Source organism: Citrobacter sp. Cpo089, assembly GCF_030332695.1.
In the GTDB taxonomy this organism is placed as follows: domain Bacteria; phylum Pseudomonadota; class Gammaproteobacteria; order Enterobacterales; family Enterobacteriaceae; genus Citrobacter; species Citrobacter portucalensis.
In genome coordinates, this window is the sequence record NZ_JAOWHJ010000072.1 from 1 (window position 1) to 16,589 (window position 16,589).

The window sequence follows — 16,589 nt, forward strand, 5'->3', positions numbered from 1 at the left end:
CCCGGCTGTATGCGCGAGGTTACCGACTGCGGCCTGAGTTTTTTAAGTGACGTAAAATCGTGTTGAGGCCAACGCCCATAATGCGGGCAGTTGCCCGGCATCCAACGCCATTCATGGCCATATCAATGATTTTCTGGTGCGTACCGGGTTGAGAAGCGGTGTAAGTGAACTGCAGTTGCCATGTTTTACGGCAGTGAGAGCAGAGATAGCGCTGATGTCCGGCAGTGCTTTTGCCGTTACGCACCACCCCGTCAGTAGCTGAACAGGAGGGACAGCTGATAGAAACAGAAGCCACTGGAGCACCTCAAAAACACCATCATACACTAAATCAGTAAGTTGGCAGCATCACCAAAAACTAGAATTAATCGAAACGTGCCAACATTTCTTTATTCAGCGAAAAGTATCCGCCTGGATTAATTTAACGCCAGCAGTTGCTAATACTTTATTATCAGATACTGAACTTGCTTCACAAGTTGAACGATTTTCATTTCTGGAGCTGACTATTAATGAAAGCTATCCGGAGTTAAACAAAGGTAAAGATAATCCAATATTGGCCGCACTTGCTGCGCGATTTCCATTAGTCCTGACAAACTATGGTTCTGGTGGTATATCAACCCGGGCAATTTTTGACGGCCTGTTCAAACGCGTCGTGCTGGATAAAAACTTTGTTCAACAAAGGATTGCACATATTTCGTTTGAACCGTTTATGCGGGCTATTCTGGCGCAACTATCGCCCAGCTGTGAGTCAATAATCATTAGCGGAATTGATACACAAGAGATGCTGGAGCGCGTCTTGCCTGTGGGATTCAGTGCCATGCAGGGAGGATTGTGGCCTGCGGTGCCTCCTGCGCAGATAATTTCGCTCGCTAAGATATAACCCTTTTATTTGCTGGTGTTTAACAGGCTATTAACAGTCTACACTAGAGGCAGGAGGCCCTATGACCCTGTCTTTTACCACTCGCTGGCGTGATGAACTACCAGCAACCTATACCGCGCTTTCACCCACCCCTCTGAAAAACGCGCGCCTTATCTGGCATAACGATGCGCTGGCGGAGCAATTAGCAATTCCTGCGGCGCTATTTGATATTCCGACTGGTGCAGGCGTTTGGGGAGGCGAATCGTTGCTTCCCGGGATGTCGCCTTTAGCCCAGGTTTATAGTGGGCATCAGTTCGGCGTCTGGGCTGGTCAGCTTGGCGACGGACGTGGGATCCTGCTGGGCGAACAACAGCTCGCGGATGGTTCAACGTTTGACTGGCACCTGAAAGGCGCCGGACTTACGCCGTATTCCCGCATGGGTGATGGGCGTGCCGTGCTGCGCTCGACCATTCGTGAAAGCCTGGTCAGTGAAGCGATGCATTACCTGGGAATACCGACCACGCGGGCATTGTCGATTGTCACCAGCGACACGCCGGTTTATCGCGAAACGGTCGAAGCGGGGGCAATGCTCATTCGCGTGGCGCAAAGCCATATGCGGTTTGGCCATTTTGAGCATTTTTACTATCGCCGAGAGCCGGAAAAAGTGCGCCAGTTGGCTGACTTTGCGATTCGCCATTACTGGCCGCAATGGCAGGAAGAAGCCGATAAGTATCAGCTGTGGTTTAACGATGTTGTCACGCGTACTGCGACGTTAATCGCTGACTGGCAGGCGGTAGGTTTTGCACATGGTGTTATGAACACGGACAACATGTCGATTCTGGGTCTGACGATGGATTACGGTCCATTCGGTTTTCTTGATGATTACGTGCCCGATTATATCTGCAACCACTCTGACAACCAGGGGCGATACAGTTTCGATAATCAACCGGCCGCCGCGTTGTGGAACCTGCAACGTCTGGCGCAAACCCTGTCGCCATTTATCCCGGTCGAGGCGCTCAATGATGCGCTGGACAGTTACCAGCTGGCGCTGTTAACTCGCTACGGTCAGCGGATGCGGCAAAAGCTCGGCTTCTTTAGCGAGCAGAAAGACGATAACGAACTGCTTAGCGAACTGTTTAGCCTGATGGCGCGAGAAAGAAGCGACTATACGCGAACGTTTCGCATGCTCAGCGAAACGGAGCAGCACAGTGCGCAATCTCCGTTGCGCGATGAGTTTATCGACCGCGCAGCATTTGACGACTGGTTCACGCGGTATCGCTCGCGCCTTCAGCAAGACAATATTGCCGATGCAGTCAGACAAACACAGATGAAGGCGGCAAATCCGGCGATGGTATTACGTAACTGGCTGGCGCAACGGGCGATTAGTCAGGCAGAGCAGGGGAATTCCGCCGAACTGCATCGGTTGCACCAGGCGTTGCGTACCCCGTTTGCCGATCGTGATGATGACTATGCCAGCCGTCCACCTGACTGGGGCAAACGGCTGGAAGTGAGTTGTTCAAGCTAAGGGGCCAGAAATACCTGCGGGGAGGCGTTGGCCGGATGCTGGCCAACGTGTACCTGAGCACCGTACCAGCGCTTCAGATCATCGGCCTGTAACACAGTTTCCGGTGTTCCCTGCGACACCAGCCTGCCGTTGTGCAGCAGCACTATTCTGTCTGCCCACAGTGCGGCGAGGTTCAGATCGTGAAGCACAATGCACACATGCAGCCCACCCGAAGCGGTTAGCGTTTTTAGCATGCGCAACAAATGCTGCTGGTGGTAAAGATCCAGCGCGGAGGTCGGTTCATCAAGGAATAACCAACCGCGAGGCGCGCCATCGCACCAGAGTTGCGCCAGTGCACGGGCTAACTGCACTCGCTGTTGCTCGCCGCCGGAAAGCGCGGCGTATTGCCGGCCTGCCAGAGGCGTACATCCGGTCATCTCCATTACCTGTGCAATAAGCCCAGGTTCCGGTCGTTGGCTCCAGGGCGCGCGCCCCATCGCGATGACGGCCTCTACCGGCCAGTCAAACCCCAACTGTGTTTGCTGACGCATCACCGCCCGGTGTCGTGACAGCTTCTGGGTAGGCCACTCCTCCAGCGGTTTGCCCGACAGCACGCAGCGCCCGGTAGCCGGTTTCAGAAAACCGGTCAGCAGTCGCAGTAGAGTGGATTTCCCCGCACCGTTCGGACCGATGAGCGCCACCAGTTCACCTTTTGTAAGGGCGAGCGATACGTCGTCAATCACTGGTCTGCCAGCTACGTGATAGTGAAGCCCTTCAGCGATGAAATGTTCAGCCATGCGCTCCTCGCTGACGAAAAATAAGCCATAAAAACCACGGTGCGCCGAGAAGACTGGTCAACAGACCGACCGGCATCTCCGCAGGCGCAACCGCCGTACGGGCCAGTGTGTCGGCAATCAGCAATAAAAACGCGCCCGCCAGCACGGAACCCGGAATAACGGCCCGATGGTCTGAGCCGAGCCACATACGTATTAAATGTGGGATGACCAACCCGATAAAGCCAATCACGCCGCTTACCGCCACGGCTGAGGCAACCAGTAGTGCGCTACAAAGCAGCAAAATACGCTGGATTGTACGCACATCAACGCCGAGATAATGCGCCTCTTCCTCACCCAGTTGCAGAAGATTCAGCGCCGGAGCAATTCGCCAGATGATCAGCACTGTCGGGATTGTCAGTGAAGTGACAGCCAACAGTGTGGACCACTGCGCGGCCCCCAGACTTCCCATTCCCCATAGCGACAGCTGGCGCAGTTGCGCATCATTACTGACCCACGACAAAACGCCAACCGCCGCCCCACAGAGCGCGTTAATGGCAATGCCGACCAGCAGCAGGCGTGAGAGTGAACCGTCGCGCTGTTGGCTAAGGATAAAAATCACTACGGTTGCCGCCAGCGCGCCGAAAAAAGCGGCCAGCATTGGAGCATACAACATCAGCAGCGCGGGCAAGGAGACAGGCAGCACCACCCACAGGGCCACAGCGCAGGCGGCACCACTGCTTATTCCCAGTAATCCAGGGTCTGCAAGTGGATTGCGAAACAGCCCCTGCATCACGCAGCCAGCGAGCGCCAGAGAGCCGCCAATCACCAGCGCAAGCAGGACGCGGGGCAGACGAATCGTGAGCCAGATTTGACGCAGTGCCTCATCGCCATCACGCCAGAGCAGACTTACCGGCAGGCGCAACGCGCCAAAACCGGTAGCCAGAACCGTCATTACAACCAGCATCAATGCCAACATCCACAACGAACAGGTGATCCGCCGGGACATCAGGGCAATTGCTCCGCTTTAGCTCGAAGCTGCAAAATAGCCTGTGGCGTGCGAACGCTGAAGCCCAACAGCGCCATATCGTCAACCTCCAATACCTGTTTATTCCTGCCGGCAGGTGTTTGCGCAAGTCCCGGTAGCGCCCACAGGTTTGCCTCGCCACCCATCGCCTTAACACCTTCTTGTGAAATCACTACCAGATCGGGCTGGCTGGCAATGACGCCTTCTTGTGACAGCTGCTGATAGCGATTAACGCCCTGCATCGCGTTGCGTAGACCTGCGGCACGAATCGCCGCATCGGCTCCGGTTTGCTGGCCCGCCGCCATCGCTGTCATCCCGCCATGATTGAGAATAAACAGCACACGTTTATTAAGTTCAGATGACGGGAGCGTCGCCAGTTCCTGACGTAACGTTGCGCGCAGCGTTTCGCCGTCGGCCTCCCGATGAGTAGCCTCGGCGATAACCCGAACTTTTTCATCAATCGCGTTAAGATCGTTGCTTGCCGGGATCGTGACAACCCTGACATTGCTCTGCTCGATCTGTTTTAACACCAGAGAAGGCTGCGCCTGCGCGCTGGCAAGGACCAGCGTAGGGCGTGTGGCAAGGATCCCTTCGGCGTTGAGCTGGCGCAAATAACCAACATCAGGTAACGCGGTTGCCGCAGCAGGCCACTGGCTGGTGCTGTCTCTCGCCACAAGGGAGGGTTGTGCTCCCAGTGCGTATACGATCTCGGTGACATCGCCACCGAGGGCAACAACTCGCTCCTCAGGTGCAGCAAGTGCGGCGAAGGGCAGCAGCGCGATCAGGGCCAGCAGTTTTTTCATGCGGCCAGTCCTTTTGGCGTTAGCGCGTCAATCTGTGTGCGCCATTGCGTCTGTTCCGGCTCGCCTTCCGTACGTTGACCATACAGTTGTGCGATTTGCGTACCGTCGGCAGCAAACAGTTCCAGACTGGTGACGTGACCATCGGCGGTCGGTTTGCGCGTCACCCACGTTTCGGCCACGCTCTCTTCCAGCAGATGCAGGGTAAAGGTTGGGTTGAAGATGTTCAGCCAGCCTTTCATCGGTACCAGTTTTTCAATCACACCGGTAAAAATCTGTACACAGCCGCGATTACCCACAAAAACCATAATTTCGTTGCCATCCTGACGCGCGGTGTCGAGTAACTGCGCCAGTGCACTATTAGAAACCTTACAGGCCAGATCGTCGCCCACCAGATTAAATGCCTGTTGGCGGGTGAGTTCATGGCGTTTCAGCAGACCGAAGAACTGGTGGACATCGGTCATCGCTCGCCACTCTTGATCAACGGTCTGTGCATCGACCGTGACGGCGGCAGGCGCAGAATTGTTGGCGGGTTGCAGCACCAGCGGCGGATTTTCTGCAAAGATGAAACGGGTCAGCAACGCCGCCCATTCCTCAACGAGGGTATTTTGCGTGGTATAGACCTTCAGCAGCGCATCTCCCTGATGGTCGAAGAACTGAATGCTCTGACGCTCACCATGGGCGGTTGTTTCGCTGATATGAAAGGTGCTGGCCCACTGATTCAGGAACAGACGCAGATCGAGGGCGCGCGGATTGAGAACCAGCCCAGCATGGCCGTTGAGGTGCTGATTGGTAAAAGCACCTACCTGCTCATGTACTGCGTATTCATTGCGGCAAATACATTTGGTTTCGCCCACTGTTTCCAGTGCGCTGAGAATTTCACGCACTTCGCCACGTAAGCGCCAGGCGTCGTGACCGACACGTGCAAAGGTCAGTTCGGCTTCGCTAATATTCATCAACCCCGCAATATCACGTGCGTATTTGCCAGGATTTTCTTTCTTCAGTTCCAGCCAGCGTGTGTAATGATTCATTGTCTCTTCCTTCCAGATTGCGGCCCCGGCGAACCGGGGAAAAGTGATTACCACTGATAACTCACGAAAATTTTGCCATTACGACCATCCTGCGGAATGCCTTGCGGCGACCAGTACTCTTTGTCGAAGGCGTTGCCCAGTACCAGCGTGGTGGTCATGCCTTTCAGCGCTTGTTGGCCCTGATAGCTCACGTAGAAATCGTTTACCGCATAGCCAGGCTGTTTAGTGTAGCTGTTGCTGATATGCGTGGAACGGTCAGCAAATGTCCCTATCCAGCCGACAGAGAAACCGCTGTGCGCAACCGGCACATTCAGTTTGCTGGTGACGGTATCCGGGTTAATGCTGGAAATGTATTCACCTGTGTCAGTATCTTTTCCGCGTGTGCGGTTATAGGCCATGTCGAGGCTGAACAGGTCGGTGGAATATTTCGCCATCACGTCCCACCCCCAGATTTTGGCGTTGGGTACGTTATAGGACGTGGTTGTCGCAGCGGCGAAATCGACGCTGGTGGAGATGTAATCTTTCGCTTTGGTGTCGAAATAGCTGGCTTTAAATTCGAGCGCGTCGCTCGCCATCAGCAGATCGTCAAAGCGCAGGCCAAATCCGTATTCCTGTGTTTCGTTGGTTTCCGGGCGCAGGTTAGGGTTAGGTACCCAGTAGTTGGTGTAAAAACGACCAATCGAGAAGTGTTTCGCATCGTTATACATCTCGCCCATAGTCGGGGCACGGAAAGCCTGAGCGTATGAACCGAACAGCATCAGCCAGTCAGTTGGCGCAACTGTTAATCCGGCGCGGGATGACCATTTGTCGGCATCGACATCTTCATAGCCGTCGCTGCTGCCGCGATAAGAGTCATAACGGGTACCGCCCAGCAGCGTAATCGGCAGGTCGCGCAGGGTGATTTCATCCTGTAGCCAGCCGGAGCTGAAATCGATCTTTGCCTCCGGGAAGCCAGTTGTTGCTCCTCCAGGCTGTTGTTCCTGACGATAGTATTCACCGCCGTAGGTCAACAGGTGAGATGCAAAAGAGTCGGTAAACAGGCGGCTGCGGTTGTCGATCTTCCCGCCTTTGGTGGTTTGCTTGCGAAATTCGCTAGTGTTATCTGCATTCTGAGCATTAATGCGCGCTTCGGACCAGTAGATACGGGCGTCAGCGTTCAGCCAGTCATTGTCCGCCGGAGCGAGCGAGTAGGTCAGTTGCGCATCACGCTGGATCGTTGAACGGTTGGTCATCGGGTTGCTGGCATCCGCCGTGCTGGTCTGCGGGTTTTTAGGTTCCCGGGCGTCATTGTTGTAGTAACGCAGCGAACCGGCCAGCGTCTGGGCGCTGTTAATTTTCCAGCTACCTTTCGCCAGCATATTGTTAATTGCTTCGTCATTCGGCGCAGTAGTACCGTCACTCTGGCGTAAATCACCGCGATCGCGGCTGGACCAGGCAAGCAGTCCGTCCAGCGTATCGGTACGGCCATACGTGCTGGCGCCCATGCCGAGACTGTGATCGCCGGTCGCCGCGGTACCGAACACGCGATAACCGCTGTTTTGCCCGACTTCCAGTAGATCTTTGGCATCTGCAGTGTCATAGGCGATCACGCCGCCTAACGCGCCGCTACCGTACAGTAGTGCGGAAGGACCACGCACGACTTCGATGCGTTTGATAAGCGCCGGGTCGAGGAAGGTACTGTTCAGGTGTCCGGTGTCGGTTCCCTGGCGAACGCCGTCAACCAGCACCAGAACGCCGCGTCGATCGTACCCGCGCAGATTCACGTCCTGGCCGTTGGTACGGCCCGTACCGTCAAGGGTCAGGCCTGGAACCCTACGTAACAGGTCGGCAGCTGAGCTGGCGGTTTGGTTTTCTGGGGCGGTGGCGTCAATGACACTGACCATCATCGGTGCTTCAAAGGCGCTACGGGCATTGCCGGTGGCGGTAACGGTCATATCCTCGGCCGCCGCATAGGCGACGGCGGGCAGGTTACTGACAATCGCCAGCGCCAACAGCGATGGGCGCAGGGAAGCGGTGTGCAGGTAAGGCATAGCAACTCTCCATTAGGAAATCGAAAAGCGCTGGCTGCCTGGGTATGACCTGGGTGGCTGGCGAAATGTGTTGTTTATTTAGTCAGAATGAGTTTTCCGGCTTGGGTCTGGCGCAGCAGGTAGTGCTGACCATCATGTTCTATGATCACGCGTCCTTCGTTACCCAGCAGGGTTTTACTGTCAATTCGTCGGTCGTTTGGCGCGACGGAAGGCGGTGTTTTGTCTTTTGCAGGCGTTGCCGTTGTGTTATCCATACGTGACATAGTGTTTAAAAATAACAATCAATGTAACAATGATAATCATTATCATCAAACTGCAAATTTGCGGCAAGCGTTTTTGTGAAATAATTGTGACGAGAACGTTTTTTGCACAACAATCAAGGGAAAACAAGGGATTAGCGCCGGGCAAAGTGATATTGCCCGGCGAACAGCATTAAAAACGGCTATCAACTGCAGAGGCGAGTTTTTCAACCAACAGTTCAGTATCTTCCCAGTTCAGGCATGGGTCGGTAATGGACTGACCGTAAACCAGCGGCTGGCCGCTAACGATTTTTTGCGTACCTTCACGCAGGAAACTCTCCGCCATGATCCCGGCTATTGCCGTTGAACCGTTACGAATTTGCTGGCACACGTCATCACAAACCTCCAACTGACGGCGATGCTGCTTCTGGCAATTACCGTGGCTAAAATCGACCACCAGATGCTCAGGCAGAGAAAATTCGTGCAGGGTATCGCAGGCGGCAGCAATATCTTCAGCATAATAATTCGGCTTTTTACCGCCACGCATGATGATATGCCCGTAAGGGTTACCGCTGGTCTGATAAATGGTCATCTGACCGGTTTTATCCGGCGAGAGGAACATGTGACTGGCGCGGGAGGCGCGAATCGCATCGACGGCGATGCGCGTGTTGCCATCCGTTCCGTTCTTAAAGCCGACCGGACAGGAGAGCGCGGAGGCCATTTCACGATGGATCTGACTTTCGGTGGTGCGCGCGCCAATAGCTCCCCAACTGATTAAATCGGCAATAAACTGGCCGGTCACCATGTCGAGGAATTCAGTCGCCGTGGGGACGCCCAGTTCGTTGACCTGCAACAGCAGTTTTCGCGCCAGTTCAATACCGTGGTTTACACGATAACTGCCGTTCAAATCCGGGTCGGAAATCAGGCCTTTCCAGCCTACGACGGTGCGTGGTTTTTCAAAATAGGTACGCATCACGATTTCCAGACGCGCCTGGTGCTTAGTGCGCAGCGCCTGTAATCGTGTCGCGTATTCCATCGCAGCATCAAGATCGTGAATCGAGCAGGGACCTACGATCACCAGTAAACGGGGGTCTTCACCATTTAAAATTTTTTCTATCCGACGTCGGGAGTCCGTAACATGACGGGCGACGGAGGACGAAACAGGATGCCGTTGCGCAAGCTCTGCTGGAGTGACCAGGTTGTCAATACGCGCAGTACGGAGTTCATCGGTTCTGTTCATTACTTGTCTCAGAAATTTGTTGCTTCAACGGCAGGACTACCGGGAAGTGATGTACATCACAATATCACACTCATCCTGCCTGGTGGCGAGCATAATAACAAAAAATCGAACCAATGCACTAGCATTCTAGTACATGCGGCGATTCAGTCCCATGATATCGAGGATCTTGGTAGCAATCTCTTCTACCGAATAATTGGTACTGTTCAGCCAGGGGATCTGGTTTTTCCGATAAAGCGCTTCCACCTCAGCAACTTCCATACGGCACTGACGCAGCGAGGCATAACGGCTGTTCTCACGACGCTCTTCGCGGATGGCTGCCAGGCGCTCAGGGTCGATGGTCAGGCCGAATAATTTATGCTGCAACGGCTTAAGGGATGCTGGCAGCACCAGATTATCCATATCATCGGCAATAAAGGGGTAGTTGGCGGCACGAATACCAAACTGCATAGCCAGATACAAACTGGTCGGCGTTTTGCCGCAACGGGAAACGCCAAGCAGGATCACCTGCGCCTGATCGAGGTTGCGCAACGAAATACCGTCGTCGTGGGCGAGGGTGTAGTCAATGGCAGCAATGCGCGCGTCGTACTTGTTGAGGTTACCGGGATTCAGACCGTGCGTGCGATGGGCGATAGGCGTAGGGTCGAGTTTCATCTCGTGTTGCAGTGGGGCAACCAGCGCCTGCACGATATCCTGACAAAATCCTTCGCTTTGCAGAATGATCGAGCGAATTTCCGGCAGGACGATGGAGTAAAACACCAAAGGGCGCACACCAGTTTGTTGATAGATCGCGTCAATCTGGTCTTTAACCGCGCGCGCACGACTCTCATTTTCCACAAACGGCAGCGTAATACTGCTGATCGTGACAGGAAATTGCGACATCACCGCGTGACCCAATACCTCGGCGGTGATGGCCGTACCATCAGAAATATAAAATACGTGACGATCAACAGCATTATCCATTTTGCTCATCCTGGGGCAGATATAATTCTCTGAAAGCATAAATTAAAATTTGCCAGAAGCGAATATTGCTGCATCTATTTTATAAAATGAAACGGTATTTTTATATTTACTGAAAAGTACATTTCATTTTTCGGAACAAATGTTTATACCGGTCGTTTTTGTGGTGATCCCGTGTGGTTCGCGGGTTTGCGCAAATGCGGAAACAATCTGAAAAAATAAAAAATAAAGTTGCTTGAACGATTCACCGTTTTTTTCGACGGAGTAAATATGCCAAGATAATTACGCAAAATTGAGTTTCCTAACCTCGTTCATATATAAGGATTGTTCGATGTCCAACAATGGCTCGTCACCGCTGGTGCTTTGGTATAACCAACTCGGCATGAATGATGTAGACAGAGTTGGAGGCAAAAATGCCTCCCTGGGTGAAATGATTACTAACCTTTCAGGTATGGGTGTTTCCGTACCGAATGGTTTTGCAACGACCGCCGATGCGTTTAACCAGTTTCTGGACCAGAGCGGTGTAAACCAGCGCATTTATGAGCTGCTGGATAAAACGGATATCGACGATGTCACCGAGCTTGCGAAAGCCGGGGCGCAGATCCGCCAGTGGATTATCGACACTCCTTTCCAGCCAGAGCTGGAAAATGCCGTCCGCGATGCCTACGCGCAGCTGTCAGCGGACGATGCCAATGCCTCTTTTGCCGTGCGTTCTTCCGCTACCGCAGAAGATATGCCAGATGCGTCATTTGCCGGTCAGCAGGAAACCTTCCTCAACGTCCAGGGATTTGATGCCGTACTGGTTGCCATCAAACACGTATTTGCCTCGCTGTTTAACGACCGCGCGATCTCTTATCGTGTTCACCAGGGCTATGACCACCGTGGCGTAGCGCTCTCTGCTGGCGTTCAGCGGATGGTGCGTTCTGACCTCGCATCCTCAGGCGTAATGTTCTCCATCGATACCGAATCCGGTTTCGACCAGGTCGTCTTTATTACGTCTGCCTGGGGTCTGGGCGAAATGGTCGTGCAGGGCGCCGTTAACCCGGATGAATTCTACGTGCACAAACCGACCCTGGCGGCTAACCGTCCGGCGATCGTCCGTCGCACAATGGGTTCGAAAAAAATCCGCATGATTTACGCGCCGACCCAGGAACACGGTAAGCAGGTGACCATTGAAGATGTCCCGCAGGAACAACGTGACATTTTCTCCCTGACTAACGAAGAAGTGCAGGAACTGGCGAAGCAGGCGGTACAAATCGAGAAGCACTACGGTCGTCCAATGGACATCGAATGGGCGAAAGACGGTCATACCGGCAAGCTGTTCATTGTTCAGGCGCGTCCAGAAACCGTGCGTTCTCGCGGCCAGGTGATGGAGCGTTATACGCTGCATGCTCAGGGTAAAATTATTGCTGAAGGTCGCGCCATCGGCCACCGCATTGGCGCGGGTCCGGTCAAAGTCATTCATGACATCAGCGAAATGAACCGTATCGAACCAGGTGACGTACTGGTTACCGACATGACCGACCCGGACTGGGAACCGATCATGAAGAAAGCAGCAGCAATTGTCACTAACCGTGGCGGCCGTACCTGTCACGCGGCGATTATTGCCCGTGAACTGGGGATCCCGGCCGTGGTGGGCTGTGGTGATGCGACCGAGCGCATGAAAGACGGTGAGAAGGTAACCGTCTCCTGTGCCGAAGGTGACACCGGTTATGTCTACGCTGACATGCTCGACTTTAGCGTGAAGAGTTCCAGCGTGGAGACCATGCCGGATCTGCCGTTGAAGGTGATGATGAACGTCGGTAACCCGGATCGGGCTTTCGACTTCGCCTGTCTGCCAAACGAAGGCGTCGGCCTGGCGCGTCTGGAATTTATCATCAACCGTATGATTGGCGTGCACCCGCGTGCGTTGCTGGAGTTTGATGACCAAACGCCTGAGCTGCAAAATGAAATCCGCGCCATGATGAAAGGTTTCGATTCTCCGCGTGAATTCTACGTAGGTCGTCTGACGGAAGGGATCGCGACGCTGGGTGCGGCGTTTTATCCAAAACGCGTCATCGTGCGTATGTCGGACTTTAAGTCCAACGAATATGCCAACCTGGTCGGCGGTGAGCGTTATGAACCGCATGAAGAGAACCCGATGCTGGGCTTCCGTGGGGCGGGCCGTTATGTTGCCGATAGCTTCCGCGACTGCTTTGCGCTGGAATGCGACGCAGTAAAACGTGTCCGTAACGACATGGGCCTGACTAACGTTGAAGTGATGGTACCGTTTGTACGTACCGTTGCTCAGGCGAAAGCGGTGGTGGAAGAGCTGGCACGCCAGGGGCTGAAACGCGGCGAGAACGGACTGAAGATCATCATGATGTGTGAGATCCCGTCTAACGCCTTGCTGGCCGAGCAGTTCCTCGAGTACTTCGACGGCTTCTCCATCGGCTCAAACGACATGACGCAGTTGGCGCTGGGTCTGGATCGTGACTCTGGTGTGGTTTCTGAACTGTTTGATGAGCGTAACGACGCGGTGAAAGCACTGCTGTCGATGGCGATTCGTGCAGCCAAGAAACAGGGCAAATACGTGGGTATTTGCGGCCAGGGTCCATCTGACCATGAAGACTTCGCGGCCTGGCTGATGGAAGAGGGGATCGACAGCCTGTCGCTGAACCCGGACACCGTCGTACAAACCTGGCTGAGTCTGGCTGAACTGAACAAGTAATATCATGCCTTATCCGGCCTATTCAACGTAGGCCGGATAAGATGCGTTAGCATCGCCATCCGGCGCTTTATACTGTAATACTCTCCACGCTCAAACGCTGAATAATATCCTGACGAAGCTGGTATTTTTGTACTTTACCGGACGCCGTGCGCGGTAATTTATCCACGATCACAATGTGCTCAGGGTATTTGTACTTTGCCACCCGCTTGCGGCTAAAAAAGGCCACCACTGATTCCAGCGACAACGAATGATGCGGAGGTTTTAGGACCACGTAAGCACACGACCTTTCACCTAAGCGTTCGTCCGGCATCGCGACAACACAAGCATCGTGAATGCGAGGATGCTGCAATAAAATATCCTCAACTTCGCGGCTGCTGATGTTTTCTCCACCACGGACAATGATATCTTTTTTCCGCCCGGTGATTTTGATGTACCCCGCATCGTCCATTCGGCATAAGTCGCCGCTGTAATACCAGCCGTCTTGATCCAGCGCGCGGGCGGTGAGTTCGGGTTCATCGAGGTAGCCCATAAACACATTGGGACCACGCGAAGCTTCTTCACCTTCTACCCCCGCGGGCAACGTATTGCGCGCTTCATCGACGACTTTAATTTCAACGCCTGCAGCGGCATATCCGTCCGTATTCATCATGCGAGAAAGCGAATCGTCGAGATTGACCAGCGCATGTGGTGAACTCTCAGTCGAGCCATAAATGCTTAATAATTTTATGCCGAGCTGCTGGCAGTCATGGGCAATCTTCTGGGGAATGGTTGTGCCCCCACATAAGAAAAAGCGTAGTGATGAGATATCGCTTGACCGCTTTTCCATGCTACACAACATGTCGTAGACGAAGGGTGTTGCGCCGAGCACACAGGTACAGCGCTGTTGCTCCAGCAGATCAAGACAGGCGGTTGGGGTGAAAATATCTAACAATACGCTGCGTGCGCCGATTAAAAACGGTGCGGTAACGCCATGCAGAAAACCGGTAGCATGTCCCAGTGGTGCGGGCATCAAAAACACATCCTGCTAGGTGAGATTGAGGCGGGCACAGTAGGCACGCTCGCTGGCAAGGATGTTGTTGTGGGTCAGCATTACGCCTTTTGGCATTCCCTCGGTACCGGAGGTAAACAACACCGCCGCCAATTCATCGGCGTGAACATTAATCGTCTGGGTTAAAGGCGGAGCTAAAAGCAGTTGACTGAGCGCCAGCGAGGTAGTTGCCGGAGCCAGTTTATCCACGGCAACGATCTGTTGCAGATGCGGCAACTGGTTTTGTAAGGGGAGGATCAGATCGACCGGTCGGGTCTGTTTAAACAGTGTCGGTGCGAAAAAAATCTTCGCTTTACACTTATTCAGCACCCATACCAGCTCTGCTTCACGCCACGCTGGCAGCAGCGGTACGGAAACGGCCCCGGTTTTCAGGCAGGCCAGGTAGATAATCGTAAACTCGCACCAGCCCGGTAACTGGAAGGCAATGCGATCGCCGGGTTGAATACCGCAGGCTAAAAACCAGGTTGCCAGACTGCTGGCCGCGCTGTCGAGTGCAGCATAGGTGTATGAAGCGCCATGGTTATCAACCACGGCGATTTTATCTGGCATGGCTCTGGCAGTTTGGTTCCAGTAATCGCCAAGCGAAGCATCTCCCCATAAACCCTGTTGCCGCCAGACTTCGCGACGTTCGGCGTTAAACGTTAGTGTGATACTCATGAAGTTATTCCCAGGATGATTTCGGCATACATCTGACCGGATGGCCGGCGTGGCCGATCCGGTGTACTACAGGCAAAATCCATTAGCCGTAGCGAAAATCAACGCCAAATGTTCCGACCGGATATTCCCATTGGTCGAGGATCGTGTCGCCGCACAGTACTCGACACGTTCCGCACTCCAGGCAACCAGCAGAATCAAAATGAATGTTTCCACTCTCATCCTGCTTATACAGCCCGGCGGGGCAGGCTTTCAGCAGCTTGCGAAATTCATTAAGGTCTGGATGTTCGGCCAGGATAATGTGCGGGTGGCCTTCATCGACATTGAATTTATTGACGCCCAGTTTGACGTCAACGTTAACGGTATTGTCCTGATTCATAGTGCAGTTGCCCCCTTGATACCGTCTTTCAGTAAGTTCATCAGCCCGATTTGTTTTGCGTGGGACATAATCATCTTGCGAACCGGTTGATTTGGACGTCCGTCAACGGTGAACATATCGCTCATGATGTCGGCCACCATACGCGGATACTGGGTGAACAGCCGTGGGTTTTCCATTAGCGCCGGGATCTTGCGAAAATGCTGTAAATCACGCATTACACAGCCCTGTTCGAGCGCGCGCTTGTAGTCCATCAGGCTGTTGGCAGAGAAATCCTGGCGTTCTTTTGCTGCAATGGCTGTTTGGGCCGCGGCTTCTGCGGAAGCGATGGCCAAATCCATACCTCGCACCGTGAAACCCAGGTTCAAACAGAAACCGGCGGCATCGCCCACGATCATCACACCGTCATCGACCAGCTTTGGAACCATTGCCAGACCGCCTTCCGGAACCATATGCGCGGAATATTCCAGTAGTTCTCCACCGGCAATCAATGGCCGAATAGTTGGATGTTGCTTAAAGTCTTCCAGCATTTGTGGAATACTTTTTGTGGCATGAGCAATATCCCCCAGACCACACACCAGACCCAGAGAGATGGAGTCCTGGTTAGTATACAAAAATCCGCCTCCCATCAACCCATCAGACGGTGAGCCTGCAAACAGCCAGGCCGCGCCTTCATTACCTGAAAGATTGAAGCGATCTGCAATGACCGCTGGAGGTAAGCCGATCAGCTCTTTTACGCCAACGGCATAGTGATGTGCAGAAGAGGGCGGAACCATCCCCAGGGAACGCCCCAGCATAGAGTTGACACCATCGGCAAGGATGACAATATTGGCTTCCAGGATATCGTCGCCGGCCTGAACTCCGGTAACCTTATTTCCTTCGCGGATCAGGGCATCGACGCGCACGCCGGGAATGAACTGCACGCCAGCTTGTTCCGCTTTTTCCATTAGCCATGGGTCAAGTCTGTTGCGCAAAACGGTATACGAATCCTGCGTTGGTGCGTCAGCCTTTTCACGATGAAAGTCGAGAGTGACGGCGCTTTCTTCGGTCAGAAAGGAGATTTTTTCGCGGGTGACTTTACGCTCGAGCGGCGCTTCCTGCGCGAACCCCGGCATGATGCGCTCAAGACTATGTGCATAGAGTCTTCCGCCGGTCATATTTTTACTACCTGCACTGTTTCCGCGCTCGATGACCAGCACGTCCAGTCCGGCCTGAGCCATCACGTAGCCTGCAACCGTACCCGCCACGCCAGCACCGACCACAATGGCATCAAATTTTTCATCTGACATGCTTTATGCTCCCTTCCCGCTGCGAGGGCAGCGGGATATGTGCGTTAAAAGTGGG

General features: G+C 53.8%; 12 protein-coding genes and 3 pseudogenes. 3 read left to right on the forward strand and 12 right to left on the reverse strand.

Annotated features, from left to right (window positions below; translation table 11 throughout):
- Positions 1-295 (reverse strand): annotated as a pseudogene (locus tag OGX92_RS18910) (IS1-like element IS1A family transposase); the annotation flags it as partial.
- 54 nt (positions 296-349) lie between these two features.
- Between OGX92_RS18910 and OGX92_RS18915 the strand changes: the two are divergent.
- Both OGX92_RS18915 and selO read left to right on the forward strand, forming a co-directional pair.
- Positions 350-877, forward strand: a pseudogene (locus OGX92_RS18915) (EAL domain-containing protein); the annotation flags it as partial.
- Positions 878-938: 61 nt separating this feature from the next.
- The gene (gene selO / locus OGX92_RS18920) at positions 939-2,381 is read left to right on the forward strand and encodes a protein adenylyltransferase SelO (RefSeq protein WP_286586958.1); all 1,443 of its coding nucleotides are present in this window, start codon (positions 939-941) and stop codon (positions 2,379-2,381) included.
- Here selO and OGX92_RS18925 read toward each other — a convergent pair.
- From OGX92_RS18925 to ppsR, 8 genes are all read right to left on the reverse strand, one after another.
- The gene (locus OGX92_RS18925; RefSeq protein WP_126956219.1) at positions 2,378-3,157 is read right to left on the reverse strand and encodes a heme ABC transporter ATP-binding protein; all 780 of its coding nucleotides are present in this window, start codon (positions 3,155-3,157) and stop codon (positions 2,378-2,380) included. The two genes, selO and OGX92_RS18925, sit on opposite strands and share 4 nt — an antisense overlap.
- Entirely contained in the window at positions 3,150-4,142 is a 993-nt protein-coding gene (locus OGX92_RS18930; RefSeq protein ID WP_286586959.1) for a FecCD family ABC transporter permease, read from the reverse strand. The genes OGX92_RS18925 and OGX92_RS18930 overlap by 8 nt, the downstream gene beginning before the upstream one ends.
- On the reverse strand, positions 4,142-4,963 hold the full coding sequence (locus OGX92_RS18935; protein WP_197385032.1) for a heme/hemin ABC transporter substrate-binding protein: 822 nt from the start codon (positions 4,961-4,963) through the stop codon (positions 4,142-4,144). Before OGX92_RS18935 ends, OGX92_RS18930 begins: the two co-directional genes overlap by 1 nt.
- Positions 4,960-5,991, reverse strand: coding sequence for a hematinate-forming heme oxygenase ChuS (chuS, locus tag OGX92_RS18940; RefSeq protein ID WP_003832597.1), 1,032 nt, complete (start codon positions 5,989-5,991; stop codon positions 4,960-4,962). Before chuS ends, OGX92_RS18935 begins: the two co-directional genes overlap by 4 nt.
- Positions 5,992-6,038: 47 nt before the next feature.
- Entirely contained in the window at positions 6,039-8,021 is a 1,983-nt protein-coding gene (locus OGX92_RS18945; RefSeq protein ID WP_003832598.1) for a TonB-dependent hemoglobin/transferrin/lactoferrin family receptor, read from the reverse strand.
- Between the two features lie 74 nt (positions 8,022-8,095).
- Positions 8,096-8,284, reverse strand: coding sequence for a hemin uptake protein HemP (gene hemP / locus OGX92_RS18950; protein ID WP_003832599.1), 189 nt, complete (start codon positions 8,282-8,284; stop codon positions 8,096-8,098).
- A gap of 169 nt (positions 8,285-8,453) precedes the next feature.
- Positions 8,454-9,500 (reverse strand): 3-deoxy-7-phosphoheptulonate synthase AroH, encoded by a 1,047-nt coding sequence (gene aroH, locus OGX92_RS18955; RefSeq protein WP_003832600.1) that lies wholly within the window; start codon positions 9,498-9,500, stop codon positions 8,454-8,456.
- Positions 9,501-9,626: 126 nt separating this feature from the next.
- Positions 9,627-10,460 carry a posphoenolpyruvate synthetase regulatory kinase/phosphorylase PpsR gene (ppsR, locus tag OGX92_RS18960; protein WP_003030553.1) on the reverse strand — a complete coding sequence of 278 codons (834 nt, stop codon included), beginning with the start codon at positions 10,458-10,460 and terminating at the stop codon, positions 9,627-9,629.
- 328 nt (positions 10,461-10,788) lie between these two features.
- Between ppsR and ppsA the strand changes: the two genes are divergently transcribed.
- On the forward strand, positions 10,789-13,167 hold the full coding sequence (ppsA, locus tag OGX92_RS18965; RefSeq protein WP_003832604.1) for a phosphoenolpyruvate synthase: 2,379 nt from the start codon (positions 10,789-10,791) through the stop codon (positions 13,165-13,167).
- 67 nt (positions 13,168-13,234) lie between these two features.
- Here ppsA and fadK read toward each other — a convergent pair.
- From fadK to OGX92_RS18980, 3 genes and pseudogenes are all read right to left on the reverse strand, one after another.
- Positions 13,235-14,872: pseudogene (gene fadK / locus OGX92_RS18970) on the reverse strand (medium-chain fatty-acid--CoA ligase).
- 82 nt (positions 14,873-14,954) lie between these two features.
- The gene (locus OGX92_RS18975) at positions 14,955-15,248 is read right to left on the reverse strand and encodes a ferredoxin family protein (RefSeq protein WP_003832609.1); all 294 of its coding nucleotides are present in this window, start codon (positions 15,246-15,248) and stop codon (positions 14,955-14,957) included.
- Positions 15,245-16,534, reverse strand: coding sequence for an FAD-dependent oxidoreductase (locus tag OGX92_RS18980; RefSeq protein ID WP_003832610.1), 1,290 nt, complete (start codon positions 16,532-16,534; stop codon positions 15,245-15,247). The genes OGX92_RS18975 and OGX92_RS18980 overlap by 4 nt, the downstream gene beginning before the upstream one ends.
- Between the last annotated feature and the right edge of the window lie 55 nt (positions 16,535-16,589).